This is a genomic window from Vibrio sp. Vb0667 (assembly GCF_033391095.1).
Map to the genome: position 1 here is coordinate 17,662 of NZ_JAWPOL010000014.1, position 17,483 is coordinate 35,144.

At 44.7% G+C, this 17,483-nt stretch carries 13 protein-coding genes; 9 read left to right on the forward strand and 4 right to left on the reverse strand.

Annotated features, from left to right (window positions below):
- Position 1: 1 nt before the first annotated feature.
- Positions 2-1,930: a threonine--tRNA ligase gene (gene thrS / locus R8269_RS14120; protein ID WP_005395892.1), complete on the reverse strand. Its 1,929-nt coding sequence runs from the start codon at positions 1,928-1,930 to the stop codon at positions 2-4.
- A 389-nt stretch (positions 1,931-2,319) separates the two neighbouring features.
- Here thrS and R8269_RS14125 point away from each other — a divergent pair, with 389 nt between their 5' ends.
- A complete protein-coding gene (locus R8269_RS14125; RefSeq protein WP_005377942.1) occupies positions 2,320-3,297 on the forward strand; it encodes a DUF3187 family protein in 978 nt (325 codons plus the stop codon).
- A gap of 6 nt (positions 3,298-3,303) precedes the next feature.
- On the opposite strand, the gene R8269_RS14130 is transcribed toward R8269_RS14125, so the two are convergent.
- Positions 3,304-4,047 carry a sporulation protein gene (locus tag R8269_RS14130; RefSeq protein ID WP_213896030.1) on the reverse strand — a complete coding sequence of 248 codons (744 nt, stop codon included), beginning with the start codon at positions 4,045-4,047 and terminating at the stop codon, positions 3,304-3,306.
- A 248-nt stretch (positions 4,048-4,295) separates the two neighbouring features.
- Here R8269_RS14130 and hutC point away from each other — a divergent pair, with 248 nt between their 5' ends.
- From hutC to R8269_RS14160, 6 genes are all read left to right on the forward strand, one after another.
- Positions 4,296-5,003, forward strand: a complete 708-nt coding sequence (gene hutC / locus R8269_RS14135; protein ID WP_005385493.1) for a histidine utilization repressor — start codon at positions 4,296-4,298, stop codon at positions 5,001-5,003.
- A 129-nt stretch (positions 5,004-5,132) separates the two neighbouring features.
- Positions 5,133-6,383: an imidazolonepropionase gene (hutI, locus tag R8269_RS14140; RefSeq protein WP_158159626.1), complete on the forward strand. Its 1,251-nt coding sequence runs from the start codon at positions 5,133-5,135 to the stop codon at positions 6,381-6,383.
- A gap of 1 nt (position 6,384) precedes the next feature.
- Positions 6,385-7,395, forward strand: coding sequence for a formimidoylglutamase (gene hutG / locus R8269_RS14145; protein WP_005377946.1), 1,011 nt, complete (start codon positions 6,385-6,387; stop codon positions 7,393-7,395).
- 73 nt (positions 7,396-7,468) lie between these two features.
- Positions 7,469-9,166 carry a urocanate hydratase gene (hutU, locus tag R8269_RS14150; RefSeq protein ID WP_054578031.1) on the forward strand — a complete coding sequence of 566 codons (1,698 nt, stop codon included), beginning with the start codon at positions 7,469-7,471 and terminating at the stop codon, positions 9,164-9,166.
- A gap of 11 nt (positions 9,167-9,177) precedes the next feature.
- Positions 9,178-10,713, forward strand: coding sequence for a histidine ammonia-lyase (hutH, locus tag R8269_RS14155; RefSeq protein ID WP_017821814.1), 1,536 nt, complete (start codon positions 9,178-9,180; stop codon positions 10,711-10,713).
- 335 nt (positions 10,714-11,048) lie between these two features.
- Positions 11,049-11,774, forward strand: coding sequence for a DUF3581 domain-containing protein (locus tag R8269_RS14160; RefSeq protein ID WP_017821813.1), 726 nt, complete (start codon positions 11,049-11,051; stop codon positions 11,772-11,774).
- Positions 11,775-11,884: 110 nt separating this feature from the next.
- Here the strand turns inward: R8269_RS14160 and R8269_RS14165 are convergent, their stop codons facing one another.
- On the reverse strand, positions 11,885-12,346 hold the full coding sequence (locus R8269_RS14165; RefSeq protein WP_033905135.1) for a methyltransferase family protein: 462 nt from the start codon (positions 12,344-12,346) through the stop codon (positions 11,885-11,887).
- A gap of 73 nt (positions 12,347-12,419) precedes the next feature.
- Positions 12,420-15,455, reverse strand: coding sequence for an FAD-binding and (Fe-S)-binding domain-containing protein (locus R8269_RS14170; protein WP_213907085.1), 3,036 nt, complete (start codon positions 15,453-15,455; stop codon positions 12,420-12,422).
- 263 nt (positions 15,456-15,718) lie between these two features.
- Between R8269_RS14170 and R8269_RS14175 the strand changes: the two genes are divergently transcribed.
- Together R8269_RS14175 and R8269_RS14180 are read left to right on the forward strand one after the other, a co-directional pair.
- On the forward strand, positions 15,719-16,399 hold the full coding sequence (locus tag R8269_RS14175; protein ID WP_005388843.1) for a DUF3334 family protein: 681 nt from the start codon (positions 15,719-15,721) through the stop codon (positions 16,397-16,399).
- A gap of 208 nt (positions 16,400-16,607) precedes the next feature.
- On the forward strand, positions 16,608-17,303 hold the full coding sequence (locus R8269_RS14180) for a DUF2786 domain-containing protein (RefSeq protein WP_005377954.1): 696 nt from the start codon (positions 16,608-16,610) through the stop codon (positions 17,301-17,303).
- Positions 17,304-17,483: the final 180 nt, after the last annotated feature.

The window sequence follows — 17,483 nt, forward strand, 5'->3', positions numbered from 1 at the left end:
CTTATTCCTCCAGATTGAGCTTACGGCTAGAGATCTCGTCTTGGATGTATGCAATAAAATCATCCACTTTAAATTTACCAAGATCTTTACCTTTACGAGTACGCACTGCAATTTCGCCAGCTTCCATTTCTTGGTCACCAACAACAAGCATATACGGTACACGCTTCAAAGTATGTTCGCGGATTTTAAAGCCAATCTTCTCATTTCTCAAGTCCGCTTTAGCTCTAATTCCACTTTTTTGTAGTTTTTGTACTATTTCTTGAACATAACCTGACTGTTTATCAGTAATGTTCATAAGAACTGCTTGTTCTGGCGCCAACCAAGTTGGGAAGAAACCAGCATATTCTTCGATAAGGATACCGATGAAGCGCTCTAGTGAACCTAGAATCGCACGGTGAATCATTACCGGTACAAGACGTTCATTGTTTTCACCTACATAAGTTGCACCTAAGCGACCTGGTAGGTTGAAGTCTAGCTGGACAGTACCACACTGCCACGCACGGTCTAGACAATCGTATAGTGTGAATTCAATCTTAGGACCGTAGAACGCACCCTCGCCTTCTTGAATTTCGTATGGGATATCCATCGATTCAAGAGACTGCTTCAATGCTTCTTCAGATTGATCCCAGATTTCATCTGAACCTACACGTTTCTCTGGACGAGTAGACAGTTTCACTACGATGTTGTCGAAACCAAATGTTTGGTACGTATCGTACACCATCTTGATACAGTTTGTTACTTCTTCTTGAATTTGGCTCTCAGTACAGAAAATGTGAGCGTCATCCTGAGTAAAGCCACGTACACGCATAATACCGTGTAGTGCACCAGATGGTTCGTTACGGTGACATGAGCCAAACTCAGCCATACGTAGCGGTAGGTCGCGGTACGATTTTAGACCTTGGTTGAAGATCTGTACGTGACCTGGACAGTTCATTGGCTTAATCGCGTATTCACGGTTCTCAGAAGAAGTTGTGAACATTGCATCAGCGTATTTGTCCCAGTGCCCAGAGCGTTCCCAAAGAACACGGTCCATCATAAGTGGACCTTTCACTTCTTGGTAACCGTACTCATCTAGCTTAGCGCGGATGAATACTTCTAGATCACGGAAGATAGACCAACCATTGTGATGCCAGAACACCATACCCGGTGCTTCTTGCTGCATGTGGAATAGGTCTAGTTGCTTACCAATCTTACGGTGATCACGCTTCGCCGCTTCTTCTAGGCGAGTTAGGTGCGCTTTCAGTGCTTTCTTGTCGTGGAAAGCCGTACCGTAGATACGTTGAAGCATTTTGTTGTCGCTGTTACCACGCCAGTAAGCACCTGCAACATTCAGCAAAGTGAAGTGTTGACAGAAGCTCATGTTAGGAACGTGAGGACCACGACACATGTCGATGTATTCTTCATGGTGGTAAAGGCCTGGACGATCATCACGAGATACGTTTTCGTCTAGGATTTCCACTTTGTATGGTTCGCCACGTGATTCAAACGTATCACGCGCTTCCTGCCAGCTTACTTTTTTCTTAACCACTTCGTACTTGGTTTTCGCTAGCTCTTTCATACGCTTTTCAATCTTTTCAAGATCTTCTTGCGTTAGAGATTCGTCTAGGTCGATATCGTAGTAGAAGCCATTGTCGATGGTTGGACCGATCGCCATTTTAGCTTGAGGGTAAAGCTGCTTAAGAGCGTGACCAAGAAGGTGAGCACAAGAGTGACGAACGATTTCTAGACCGTCTACTTCATCTTTAACTGTGATGATTTCAAGGCTTGCGTCTTCTTCAATTAGATCACACGCATCAACGCGGTTACCGTTTACACGACCAGCGATAGTTGCTTTTGCAAGACCAGGACCGATCGATTGCGCAACTTCCATAGTAGAAACTGGGTTGTCAAATTGACGCTGACTGCCGTCAGGAAGAGTAATAATAGGCATGCTATGTCCTTTACAGTGGTGTTGCACACCAAGCAACACATGTTATTCAAATTAGAAGCTATTTGTTGAAAATAGTTGAGAGTCAATAAAGGCCTCTCGGTAACACGAATACCGGACCGTTATCGAAAATGGGATTGTACCTAGCTCACATTTAGAATGCAAAGCGCGATTTTGTTTTGTCATAAGAACTTAACCGCAGACCCGTCACGACAATCTGATCATGCTTTTAAGGGACCAACGGAATTGCCCCTCAATGAACTTACACAACAAATTACAATATCGCCTATTACGTGTGAACCGATACAAAGCCTAACACGCTGGGCGAGAGCTCAACGTGCGATTTAGGTATATAGTTGTTTTATAGAGTAGTTTGCATGTAGGTATTCATCATGGTCTATTTCAAATCGCGCTTTATGGTGCTTCTAAGCACCTCGATATGTTCTTTGCAAGCCTTCGCATCAAATGACTTGTATGGCCCGCTGCGTTCTTACGCACAATCCCCAATGCAAGTGGTTAGTCACACCAACATACTACGTTCAGGGCACAGTCTGCCCTCTGGTTTTGTCGAAGCCTATGGTTCGGGAACCGTGGCAAGTGTTTGGGCTCATACTGATGAATACGCACTGGATTATTACCACAATCAAATCGAATTAGGCAGCAAATGGCAAGTCAGCAACCGTTGGCAGTGGGAGCTCAACTATCGATGGGTCTTTGCCGCTGACAACCATTTAGATGGACTGACGAAAAGCTTCCATAAACTTTTCGGTATCGGACAAAATGGGCGGGATAAAGTAGACAGAGATCGTTTTTACATTTCAATGCCGCAATATGATGTGCTTGAAGATGATTTCGAAGGACAAACACTGGCCAATAACCTATCTACTTACTTACAGTATCAAGTGTTCCAAAATGAACATCACGGCCTATCGATTGGCGGCAGTTTGTATTTTAACGATGTGGCTCACGGCACTTTTCAAGGTAGCAGTTTCGAGCAAGGCTTCCAATTAAACTACAGCTACTTAAGTGATGCTCATGCATTTTATTCGATGATTGGCATGACTTTTCGCTCGGATGACCGTGCCTTGCTCGATCTGCCCTATCGACATAATACGATTGCCATTGCGGGTGGGTACCGTTATGCCTTAGAAGATAACCATCACCTGATGTTGGAATATCATTGGTATCAAGGCTCAACAGAAGGGCCCACAGAGTTTGCTGATGCCTCTAATGAACTGGTATTGGGCTATCGATATCTAATGGAAAATTCAGCGCTTGAGTTTTTAGCCGTAGAGAACGCAAGAAACATGGATAACAGTACCGATATCGCTTTCACAATAGGATATCGGTACATATTTTCATCAAGTTGATGAGAGCTATAGATTTAGCGTTGGTGTAACTGCGGCAGCGACTTGAGCATCGGTTGCATTGATCGGCAACGTAAACGAGCGATATTGGTCACCAGCCAAGCTGAGCGAACGGTCAATCTCTGCCAAACAATGCATGACCTGCCCTTCCAGAATAAAAGAGAGCTCAATTTCTTTTGATGAGATAAAGCCGCTGTTACGGAACTCTAGCTCTTGATAAATACCAGAGCGAGAGGCAAACGAGCCACCGCGCAAAAAGCCTTTTTCAACATCGGCTTTAACCATAGTGAAGCCAGCTTGCTCGATCGCTTGAATAACCCGAGATGCTACTGGTAGTGGTTTCACTTCAATATAGTCACGGTCACGCGGGTCAATCGCAAAATCAATATCTAACGTCGTCTCGACCCAAACATGACATTGATTCTTAAGTGCGCTAACCGCAGTAATTGGCGTTTCATCATGCAGTTTTAGCTCAAACGGAACCTGCTTTTCTTCATTAGGTTGAATCACAAAAGGGTCAACTGCTTTCAATTGATCAATAGTGAAGGTTTGGTAACTTACGCTATCATCCACTTCGACTTTCATTTCCGTGTTCAATTTAATCGTAATAGCATCAATTTGTTGTTCGACGTCTCCGCCTTTGATATGAACATGCCCTTTCAGCGTCGCTCCTTGAAACACGCTCATTTCGTCCAAAGTGGTATCTACTTTTGCAGAGCCGATCCCCAGTGATGCTTTCAATTTTTTAAACATACTTTTCCTTTTTTAGCGATTTTTCTTCTAATAATCGTTTGTTTACACAATTGTTTTCTGCTGTGCAAGCAATAGACCACAAGAAAATGTTTGAATTCAATCATCAATCCAAATAATGCTCAGCAGCAAGAGTCATTCAGCTCTGCAATAGGATTGCTCGGTCACTAAGCGGTACATTCGTCGAGAAATGTTTGCAATTTGTACCTAAATTAAGCAGTATTTGTATAGTCAAATAAAGGAAAATGATTATGTCTGCACCACTCTACATTCAAATTAAACAATTTATCCTGGATAAAATTGATGCCGGAGAGTGGGTAGTTGGTCATCGCATCGCCACCGAGATTGAGCTTACCGAGCAATTTGGTGTCAGTAGAATGACAGTGAACAAAGCAATTCGGGATTTAGTAAATGAGGGCCGATTACAACGTCGCCCACGCTTAGGCACGTTCGTGTGTGATCCTGGTGAAAAGTCAGAATCTCCCCTGCTAGACATTCGAAACATTGCCGAAGAAGTCAGCGATAGAGGGCGAAAGTATGGCAGTAAAGTGCTCAAACAGATTGCTATAAAAGCAGATGACAACATTGCGACAAAACTCGGCGTTATGTTAGGCACGACAGTGTTTTACAGTGAAATTATTCACTATGAAGACCAAACGCCGATTCAATTGGAGCTCCGCTGGGTGAATAGCCAATATGCGCCGAGTTATTTAAATCAAGACTTCACACAAATCACTCCAAATCAATACCTGTCAGATAATTGCCCACTCAGCGCGATAGAACATACTGTAGAGGCAATTGTGCCTGAAAGCCGTATTAAGCAAGACTTAAAAATGCAAGCCAATGAACCTTGCCTTCTCTTGAATCGCAGAACGTGGAGCCAAGATAAGTTAGTCAGTACCGCCCTACTTTATCACCCTGGTAACAAATATAAGCTGAGCTCAAAAGTGCTCATTTAAGGACAAGATTTATCCTCTAGATCTACGTTTTGATCACATTTTAGCAACATCAATCTTGTCAGTGTTCTTATTTTACCCTATTTATTTGTATATACATTTAATGATACAAATAAACACAGGGACACAAACATGGATTTGCTGATTGAAAACGCACGTCTAGTTACCATGCAATCGGGAGAATGCGGATACCTTCCAACGCCTCCAGCGCGCATTGGTATTCAATCTGGAAAAATCGTTGCGATCAGTACCTGTGCCATTGGTGAAGACGCACCGCAAACCGAGTCTCTGTTGTCTGCCCAACATTACCCTCAGAGTATCGATCTTCAAGGCCAGTTAGTTCTGCCAGGTTTGATCGACTGCCACACTCATCTTATTTACGCGGGCAATCGTGCCAACGAATTTGAAATGCGCTTAAACGGCGTGCCATATCAAGAAATTTCCAAACAAGGCGGCGGGATTCTCTCAACGGTACATGCGACACGCTCTGCAACCGAAGCACAACTAGTTGAGTTAGCGTTACCACGTTTAGATGGGTTACTCGCGAGTGGCGTCACTTCTGTCGAGGTGAAATCTGGCTATGGATTGACACTGAATGATGAAATAAAAATGCTCCGTGCCGCCAAAATGCTAGAGCAAGAGCGCAAAGTTAAAATCACGACTACACTTCTCGCCGCTCACGCTATTCCGCCAGAGTTTCAAGGTCGTGCAGATGATTATATTGAGCACATTTGTCAGGACATAATCCCTGTTGTCGCAAAGGAAGAATTAGCTACGAGTGTCGATATTTTTTGTGAATCGATTGGTTTCAATCTTGAACAAACAGAAAAAGTGTTTGTAGCTGCAAAACGCCACGGCTTAAAGGTTAAAGGGCATACTGAGCAACTTTCTAATCTCGGTGGTACAGCCCTCACTGCGCAATACAACGGTCTGTCAGCGGATCACATCGAGTTTTTAGATGAGCAAGGTGTTAAAGCACTTGCTCGATCAAACACCGTCGCCACTCTATTGCCTGGCGCTTTTTATTTTCTAAGAGAAACTCAGTTACCACCGATTGAGTTGTTGAGAGAGCATAACGTGCCGATGGCAATTGCTACGGACGTCAACCCAGGTACATCACCATTTTCTGATCTCACACTCATGCTGAATATGGCGTGCACGCTATTTCGCCTTACACCGCAAGAAGCACTGCGTGGTGTAACGCAACATGCAGCCAAAGCTCTGGGTTATCAAAACTCACGTGGCGAAATCAAAGTAGGGTTTGATGCGGACTTCTCTATATGGGATATCGAAAGCCCTGCGGATTTAAGCTATCAAGTCGGAGCAAAACGTCTGGTAGGTCGTATAGTAAATGGTGAATACATTTCACACGGAGGCCAATAATATGTCTCAATTCGACCTACACTCTCCCCTATTTCATTGGCAAGGCCGTCATGATGCCGAGGACGGCAAGCTTGGTCAGCGAATTCATCACGTTGTTCAACGCCAAAAAGCAGATGAGTTGAGTGCCGTTGCGCATGGCGTCTCATTACTCGGTTTTGCTACCGACGCTGGCGTTGCGCGAAACAAAGGACGCATTGGCGCGAAAAAAGCGCCAGACTTAATCCGACGAGCACTCGCTAATTTAGCATGGCACCAAGACGCCCCACTATATGACTTAGGTACTGTGGTGTGTGAAGACGACTTACTGGAAGAGAGCCAAGCTCTATGTGCAGCAACCATTTCAAGCGCACTGCCCCATACGCCAGTCATCGTGCTGGGTGGTGGGCATGAGATTGCGTGGGCCTCCTTTTCCGGCTTAGCGGGGTATTTTAAAGAGCACTATCCAGAGAAGAAACCTAAAATCGGCATTATCAATTTCGATGCGCATTTCGATTTGCGCGCATTTGAGAGTAACCTCGCCGACATAAGACCAAGCTCTGGTACACCCTTCAACCAAATTCATCATTTTTGTCAACGTAACGATTGGGACTTTCATTACGCTTGTATTGGTGTAAGCCGTAGTAGCAACACTAAAGCGCTATTTGAAAAAGCAGATGCGTTAAATGTTTGGTATGTAGAGGACAATCAGCTCTGCTACTTAAACCACAGTTATCACTTAACTCAGCTTCAGCATTTTATTGACGACTGTGACTACCTCTATTTGACCATTGATCTAGATGTATTTCCTGCCGCAACCGCACCTGGAGTCAGCGCACCAGCAGCTCGGGGAGTGAGTTACGACACTATTGCACCCTTTTTAGAGCGAATTCTTCATTACAAAAATAAGCTAATGCTGGCTGATATCGCCGAATACAACCCAAATTATGACGTCGATAGTCAAACTGCACGATTAGCTGCCCGTTTGTGTTGGGATATCGCCAACGCAATGGCGGAAAAACAGCACAAACCATAATGCATCCCAGATGCCACTGATTATTACGACCAAGCAAGTACTTGGTCATCACGAGAAACTAAAGGAGTCTGAAATGACACAGCGCCAGGGACAAGATCCACGACTTGATACAAGCAGAACAATTCGTGCACCTCACGGAGATAAACTGCGCGCAAAATCTTGGCTAACCGAAGCCCCTCTTCGTATGCTGATGAACAACCTTGATCCTGATGTTGCAGAACATCCACATTCACTGGTTGTATATGGCGGCATTGGCCGAGCAGCGCGAAACTGGGAATGTTACGACAAGATTGTTGAAGTACTTGAAAGACTCGAAGATGACCAAACGCTTTTAGTTCAATCAGGCAAGCCTGTTGGTGTTTTCCCTACTCATAAAAATGCTCCACGCGTGCTTATCGCAAACTCAAACCTTGTTCCGCATTGGGCAAACTGGGAACACTTCAACGAGCTCGATAAACAAGGCTTGATGATGTACGGCCAAATGACCGCTGGCAGCTGGATATACATTGGCTCGCAAGGTATCGTACAAGGCACATACGAAACGTTCGTATCTGTTGCAAAAAAACACTTTGACGGTGAAGCAAAGGGCCGTTGGATTCTAACAGGTGGTCTCGGTGGCATGGGTGGTGCTCAACCTCTCGCTGGTACAATGGCGGGCTTCTCCATGATTGCAGTAGAGTGTGATGAGTCACGTATCGATTACCGCCTACGTACAGGCTATGTCGATAAGAAAGCGACTTCTTTAGATGAAGCGCTAGCTATCATTAAAGAGTCAGACACACCAGTATCGGTTGGTCTACTAGGTAATGCAGCAGACGTTTTCTCTGAGCTGGTAGAACGTAATATCACGCCTGATGTAGTAACAGACCAAACGTCTGCACACGACCCGCTCAATGGCTATTTACCACAAGGCTGGAGCATGTCTCACGCAGCAGAAATGCGTTTGCAAGATGAAGCAATGGTCGTAAAAGCAGCGAAAAAATCCATGGCTGTGCAAGTTCAAGCGATGTTAGAGCTGCAAAATCGCGGCGCCGCAACACTCGACTACGGTAACAACATCCGCCAGATGGCCTTGGAAGAAGGCGTAGAAAACGCATTTGATTTCCCTGGCTTCGTTCCAGCCTACATTCGTCCTCTATTCTGTGAAGGTATCGGTCCTTTCCGTTGGGCTGCTCTCTCTGGCGATCCTGAGGACATTTATAAAACCGACCAAAAAGTAAAAGAGCTAATTCCAGATAATCCGCACTTACATAACTGGCTAGATATGGCTCGCGAACGCATCCAGTTCCAAGGTTTACCTGCGCGTATTTGCTGGGTTGGTCTTAAAGATCGTGAGCGTCTTGGTCAAGCATTCAACGAAATGGTGAAAAATGGCGAACTTAAAGCGCCCGTTGTCATTGGTCGAGATCACTTAGATTCTGGCTCTGTAGCAAGCCCGAACCGTGAAACCGAAGGTATGATGGACGGTTCTGACGCCGTATCAGACTGGCCATTATTAAACGCGCTACTCAACACGGCGGGCGGCGCAACTTGGGTTTCACTGCACCACGGTGGTGGCGTAGGTATGGGCTTCTCGCAACACTCAGGTATGGTTATCTGCTGTGACGGCAGTGAAGATGCCTCACAACGTATTGCCCGCGTGCTGCATAACGACCCAGCAACAGGCGTGATGCGTCATGCTGATGCGGGATACGATATCGCTAAACAATGTGCAGCAGAGCAAGGGCTAGATTTGCCAATGCTCAACGAAGAACTGAAGAAGCTCAAGTAAGGATGAAAGAGATGTTAAATTTAACGCTAAAGCCGGGTCATATTAGCTTAAACGAACTACGCCAAGTGAGCCGTTCACCAGTCAACCTTACTTTGGATCCTGAAGCCATTCCGGCCATTGAAGAAAGCACACAGGTCGTAGACCGAGTCATCGCGGAAGATAGAACGGTTTACGGAATTAACACTGGTTTTGGGCTATTGGCTAACACACGAATAGCACCAGAAGATTTAGAAACACTGCAACGCAGTATCGTTCTTTCTCATGCGGCAGGTATCGGTGAGTTTATGTCAGATGAAACGGTTCGTCTGATGATGGTATTAAAAATCAATAGTCTGTCTCGTGGCTTTTCTGGGATTCGCCTAAAAGTCATTAATATGCTGACCGACCTAGTCAACGCACAAGTTTACCCTTGTGTACCTAAAAAGGGCTCTGTTGGCGCATCAGGTGACTTAGCTCCTCTAGCCCATATGAGCACTGTATTACTGGGAGAAGGACAAGCTCGCCACAACGGTAAAATCATTTCCGGGCAAGAAGCATTAAAAATCGCAGGTCTAGAGCCTATCACTCTGGCGCCAAAAGAAGGCTTAGCGCTACTAAATGGGACTCAGGCATCCACAGCGTTCGCATTGGAAGGCCTGTTTATCGCGGAAGACCTTTTCGCGTCAGCAACCGTTTGTGGTGCAATGTCTGTTGAAGCCGCTCTCGGCAGCCGACGTCCATTCGATCCGCGCATTCACCGTGTACGTGGTCATCGCAGCCAAATGGACGCAGCACTCGCATACCGTCATTTGTTAGACACATCGAGTGAAATAGGTGATTCGCACACTAACTGTGAAAAAGTACAAGACCCGTATTCTTTGCGCTGTCAGCCTCAAGTGATGGGTGCGTGTTTACAGCAAATCCGCAATGCGGCGGAAGTATTACAAGTAGAAGCGAACTCCGTATCAGATAATCCGTTGGTGTTTGCTGAAGATGGTGACATCATCTCTGGCGGTAACTTCCACGCGGAGCCTGTTGCAATGGCAGCCGACAACCTAGCACTTGCGATTGCCGAGATCGGCAGCTTGTCTGAACGTCGTATGGCATTACTTATCGATAGCGCGCTATCAAAACTGCCACCGTTCTTAGTCGACAATGGTGGTGTGAACTCTGGTTTCATGATCGCTCAGGTGACCTCTGCTGCGTTAGCAAGTGAAAACAAAACGCTCGCTCACCCAGCGTCAGTAGACAGCTTGCCAACATCTGCAAACCAAGAAGATCACGTGTCAATGGCAACATTCGCGGCTCGCAGATTGAAAGAAATGGGCGAAAACACTCGCGGTATTCTGGCTGTCGAGTACCTCTCAGCAGCACAAGGCCTAGACTTTAGAGCGCCAAACAAGTCCTCTGAGCGTATTGAGATTGCGAAACAAATGTTGCGTGAAAAAGTATCGTTCTACGATAAAGATCGCTACTTTGCTCCAGACATTGAACAGGCAAACACTCTGCTTAAGCTGGCTATCCACAACACGCTCATGCCAGAGAGCTTGTTACCCAGTGTTCAATAATTAAGCATAACTGGCATTTCACCGAATAAAAAGATGATGAATTGAAGGCTCTACGTTCTGCGTGGAGCCTTTTTATATACGATTAAACATATTGATGGCACTATTTATGAACACCTGTCTACTTTGATGGCTATACTTTACAAGATAGGCGAGCGAAAAGGTCGTTGTTTATTGTTTTAACAAATAAAAGCGTTGCTAAAGTATGCGTTTTTAACGGTTTATCCGCCGAAATAGTGTCTTATTGTTAGGATACGGTGAAGTTTTCACTGGATGGACCATTGCTACGCAGATATTCGCATATAATCCCACACAGTTTTGGTTACTACGTAAAAATTATGTTTCTAACACCTTATTTTTCAAACACTAATCACCAGTTTCAGTTCACTCGCGAACAAGCAAGCCACTTTGCAAAACGTGTCGCAGGTGACTACAACCCAATTCATGATGAAGACAACAAACGCTTTTGTGTCCCTGGGGATTTACTTTTCGCTGTGCTTCTTAGTAAAGAAGGCGTTAGCCAAAAGATGCGTTTTAACTTCTCTGGCATGGTAAACGATGGTGTAGCACTTCATATTGAAAATAAGTGTGACAAAGAAAGCGCTGTTGTTGACGAGGCAGGTAAAGAATACTTACACATGTCCCGTGAAGGTGAAACTAACCACGATCCGGCATTTATTGAGCATGTAGTGACAAATTACGTGCAATTTTCTGGTATGAACTTCCCCCACATCATGGTTCCTCTTATGGAAGAGAAGCAAATGATGATTAACTGCCAGCGTCCATTAGTTATTTATGAAAGCATGGAAGTCGAATTTTCACGCTTAGACCTTACGCATCCAGAGGTGGATTTCACTGGCGCAACATTCGACGTAGAAGGAAAACGAGGTGTAGTCACCTTAAACTTTGCGTTCAAAGAAGACGGTGAAGTCGTTGGTAAAGGTATTAAGCGCATGGTTGCAAGTGGCTTGAAGCCATATGACCAAGAAGCGGTTGACGACCTTGTACGCCGCTTTAATGAACGTAAGGATGCATTCCTAGCAAAGTTCGTTAAGGCAGCCTAGTCGACTGCCCTATCAGAAGCGCACAAAAAACGTGTTTACTAAAAGAAAGCCCAACGTCGACCGTTGGGCTTTCTTTTTATGTCTCATCCAAACAAAACTAAACGCAATGCTTAGAGCCAACGACGAACATGGTTTTTATAATCCACATACTCTTCACCAAACAATCGCTCTAAAACGCGTTCCTCAGGCTTGATTTGAAACCGATTCATATAACTGACAAATATCACGCCACAAAGCACCACACTCAAGTGCTGCCACCACAAACCAGTTGCTATGATTAGAAGCAATAATGCCGTGTACATAGGGTTGCGTGAAAAGGCAAACACACCAGTTCTTACAACAGAAGATGCCGCTTCAGGTTTTACTGGGTTCACTGTGGTTTTTACTTTGCGAAATTCATACACGCCAGCAATGCCCATGTAGCCAGACAACAAAGTTAATACACCTACTACAAATTCAACAAAGGGGACTCGAATGTTCATGCTCGGCGTCAAAACTTTAAGTCCGTACATCAAAAGTATGACTAGCAAAAACACTGCAACAGGTGGGACTTTGAGTTCAAGTTTTCTCAAGATTCATATCCTTTGAAAGGGTCTAAGTACGGTTTCTAAAAAGCCCAGTAAAACTGGGCTTGATTTAGTCCGATTACAACAAAGTTAACAATGCCTGAACGGGATGCTTGGGCTTCGTTCCTTCAAAGCGTTTCACTTGGCTGCGGCAAGAATAGCCTGTAATCAAACATCTCTCGCTATCCAACTTATCTAAGCTTGGCTTCCAGCTTAAATTGTAAATGTCTTTCGACATCGACAACTTATCAACCTCATGACCAAACGTACCCGCCATACCACAACAACCAACAGGTACCGTATTCAAAACTGCACCAAAGTGAGCAAAAATAGCGCCCCACTCTTTTTCCGCATTTGGCATTTTGGTTTTTTCAGTACAGTGCGCAAACAGATACCAAGGTTCCTGCGCCTTATGCTCTCCGCTTTCAAACGCTTCTAGTCTTGGGTAAAGCCATTCGTGGGCTGTTAGTACATCGAAATTACCTCGCTTACTGCCAAGCACTTCAGCGTATTCATCTCGATAACACAGCACCAAAGCAGGATCGACGCCAACTAATGGAATATCCAGATCCGCTACCATCGCCAAGAACTTCGCTGTGTCGGCTGCTGTGTCCTTAAACTGACGTAAAAACCCTTTAATGTGTTGTGCTTTACCATTCGGCTTAAACGGCAGAAGCACCGGATTCATACCCAGCTTTTTCAATAACTTAACGAAGTCTTCAACGACATCAGCGTCGTAGTAACTAGTGAATGGGTCTTGAACAATTAAAACATGCTTGCTCTTTTCAGACGAAGACAAACCACTGAGCGCTTGCAGATCATAAGGCGTTGTCAGCGACTCTACTCGTTGTTTCAAGGTGGGTACTGATAACAACGGCGCATCGACATACCCGACCGTAGATGCCGTTAAACTTTTCACCCACGACTGCTTCAAAACACCATTTACGACACCTGGCGCTTTCGCCATCATCGGCAGCATAGTCTCAATGTTCGCAACCAGATAGTCTTTTGCAGGACGTTGGTAACGAGAGTGATAGATGTTTAAAAAGCGCGAGCGAAAGCTCGGAACATCGACTTTAATCGGACACTGACTCGCACACGCTTTACACGCCAAACAACCATTCATCGCTTCATACACTTCGTGAGAGAAGTCATACTCGTGACGACGATTGATAGAATGACGTACGCGGTCAATCATGGTTTTGATTGATGTTTTGTTTTCTAGTGTTTGTTTTTCTAAGTCAAGAATATCAATGCCTTGCTCAGTAAGCTGACGCAACCACTCACGAACCAAACCTGCACGACCTTTTGGTGAATGACGACGATCGGCTGTTACTTTCATCGATGGACACATTGGCGAGCTGGTATCATAGTTAAAACACAAACCGTTACCGTTACATTCCATCGCTTGTTTAAAGCTGTCACGTACTTGAACGTCAATCTGACGGTCATAGTAACCACGTTTGGTATCGGTAACTTTGACAAGCTCTGCATCACTATCCAGCGGTGTACAGATTTTGCCCGGGTTCATTTTGTTGTGTGGATCGAATGCCGCTTTCACACGTCTCAGTTCAGTAAACAACTCGTCGCCGAAAAACTCAGGGCCATATTCTGAACGGAAACCTTTGCCGTGTTCACCCCACATCAAACCACCGTATTTCGCCACCAGCTTGACCACTTCATCAGACACTTCGTGCATCAATGCTTCTTGGTGCGGGTCACACAAATCCAACGCAGGACGTACGTGAAGCACCCCAGCATCGACGTGACCAAACATGCCGTAATTCAGAGACTTGCTGTCTAACAGTTCTCGAAACTCTACAATAAAGTCCGCCAGGTTTTCTGGTGGCACACAGGTATCTTCAGCGAATGCGACCGGTTTAGCACGACCTTTTGCTGCGCCTAACAAACCCACCGCTTTTTTACGCATGTTGTAAATACGCCCAATGCTCGCTACATCGTTACAAACTTGGTAGCCGATAATGCCCGCTTCTTCTGTTTCCAACATGGTATCGAGCTTGGCGGTCAACGCTGCAACCTGAGCAGCAACTTCCTCTTCGTCCTGACCTGCGTATTCCACCATATTGATGCCAAGCATCTCTTTATTTGGAACATCGGTAAGTAAATCGCTCACGGTGTGCCAAACGATATCTTGCTTCGCGAGATTAAGCACTTTTGAGTCAACGGTTTCTACAGACAGCGCTTTCGCTTCTACCATAAACGGTGCATTACGCAGTGCAGAATCAAAGCTGTTGTATTTAACGTTAACCAACGTACGCGCTTTCGGAATTGGCGTCAGGTTCAGCTTTGCTTCGGTAATAAATGCCAATGAACCTTCCGCGCCGCAAAGTACTCGTGTGATATCGAAACGGTCACCGTCTTCATTCAAGGCATTTTTTAAATCGTAGCCCGTTAAAAAGCGGTTAAGAGGAGGAAACTTATCTACGATCTGCTGGCGTTTTTCACGACATACGAATTCCGTTACACGTAGCGCCTTGGCAGCAAACTCGTCTTCTTTTGGGTAGCCGTTGGACAGGTCTGATTCTAAAACTGAGCCATCAGCAAACACCGCTTGTAGCGACAAAACATGATCGGATGTTTTTCCGTATTTCAGAGAACCTTGACCAGAAGCATCGGTGTTGACCATGCCGCCAATCGTTGCACGGTTACTGGTAGATAAGTCTGGAGAGAAGAAGTAGCCATAAGGGCGAACTGCGTCATTTAACTGGTCTTTCACTACACCAGTTTGTACACGAACCCAGCCTTCTTTCTCATTAATCTCAAGCACTTTGTTCATGTGGCGAGACATATCCACCACAATACCTTTGGTTAGCGACTGACCATTGGTCCCCGTGCCGCCACCACGAGGTGAAAAGGTAATTCGTTCGTACTTTTCTTTATTGCTCAGTTTCCCGAGGAGAGAAACATCTTCTGTCGTTTTGGGATGAACGACAGACTGAGGAAGTTGCTGGTAAACACTGTTGTCAGTGGCAACCGCTAGTCGACTTGAATATTGGCTTTCGATATCACCAGTGAATCCGGCGTGCTCAAGCTCTTTCAGAAAACTAAGAACAAGAGGATCGACATCAGTTTGCGAGTGTAATCTTGGTAACATTTGCTTCCTGCCCCTACGACGCTGATCCGATCAGCTGCGGGTTGTGTAATTATTTGCTCACTTCTCATACAAATTGGCGCTAAGCGAAAAAAAACACCACAAAAGAGTTAGTGAAGTAATATTCTTTGAATTTCGTCACTTTACAACATTTAAAAAGACGAGCAAATCAGAATCTCGATACAATAATTAAACTTATGCTTTATTTTTTCACGCTTGATGCCTTACATTGGGGAACGAATCGCGTTTCTAGATGAGTTTTCAGAATGAAAAAAAATAAAATTGTGACCACTGAAGATATCCTTCTCAAACTTTGCCAGTCTGTTTCTGGCGTACTTACTTCGGCGACATCTTCTCAAGTAAATTATTCAGCAATGGTGCAAAAAATCCACAAGACTAGCCTCAAACCAGATTTTGGCTGTTTTGTTCTGTTTGATGGCGGATTTACCGGGCTAGTTGTGATTAATTTTACGGCAAAAGCCGCACTGGAGATCTACACCAACTACATGCGTAATATGGGCATGCCAGAAGAAGAACTGGCAATATCTCATACTTCTGACGAGGTAGGCGATGTTCTGGGTGAACTCATGAATCAACTGGTCGGAGACTTCACTAATAAAATTCGTAAAGACCTGCAAACGAACATCACACAAAACCAACCAAAAATGCTGGCGCTGAATAAGCAAGTTATCTTACAAGTTGATACCAACCTTGACCGCCCTCAAGCGCGCAGAGTGACGTTCTCCACCGAAAACAACAATATTTTCTATCTCGAACTAGCAATGGATAAAACTGAGTTCATCCAACTGGAAGAGTTTGAAGTTGCTGAAGACGAAAACCCAGACGACATTTTAGAGGCAACACGTAAACAGTTGGCTGAGAAAGAATCTAAATCGTCGGGATCAAACGATGATGCCGATGACTTGCTCAACCAGCTCGGGTTGTAATTCTAACGAATCTTAATGAAGAATGGCTTCTTAGACACAAGTACGACTTCATACTGATTACGACGAACTAAAACGCCAGCCTCGCTTAATGCGAGGCTTCTTTTTATGTGCTGAAATTATCTTCAGTCCCACCTTGTATTTCGTTTTTATGTCAAAAAAGGTAATATGTCTGACTTCATAAATTTTCTGCTTTCGTTACTGGTTGTCGATGGATAAACAAAAAGCTCTGAAAAAAATCGCCAAGTGCTTAGAACTGGGCAATTCCGCTAATGTTAATGAGGCTGCCAATGCTATCAAAATGGCACATCGCCTCATGCTTAAATATGGTCTCGATAAAGACGATATTGAGTTCATCAGAATGGGAAAAACACAATCTTCTCATCTGCTACCAGCGAACATCAGTTCTACCATATTGCGAGTGATTCGCGGCATTAACACAAAATTCGGTGTCGAAGCAGTATTGTTGAATCACAAAGGGCTCAAACGTGTCGAATTTATCGGTGAAGCAGATCGCGCTATTTTTGCTGCATTTGCTTTCGATATTGTTTATCGCGAGATGAACGAAAGTACCGGACAATTCCGAAACAGCTTTGCTGGCACCGGCACCTCTTCTCAGGAAGTGACTCGCCGTGTGAACTCATTTGTATCTGGCTGGGTGGAAGGCGCGATTGAAAAATTGCCAATTATTTCTCCAGATGAAGAGTCGGCCAATAAAATTAATGACTATATTGATAAAGAATTCCAAAACATTGACCGCGAAACGTTCAAGAAGCAATTGAAAGAAGCGATGAAAAACCTAACTGAAGACTACGAAGTGGGCTTAAAGAAAGGTAGAAAGGTTTCAGTTAACCGTGGAGTGGGCGGCGAACAAGCACGCAAAATGTTGGGCGATTCATCGAAATAGCCAGGATAGTAAAGGATTCACATAAGCAGCAATGACTTCGATGTCTATGGGGCTTACTTTGAGAGCTTTGGCAGTATTGATAGGAATTTTCTTACAGAAACTCTTATCAATCTTACTTTCTCATAACAAATATTAATGCTTGTTTATTCATAATTCGCATCCCATTATGAGGCATGGTTT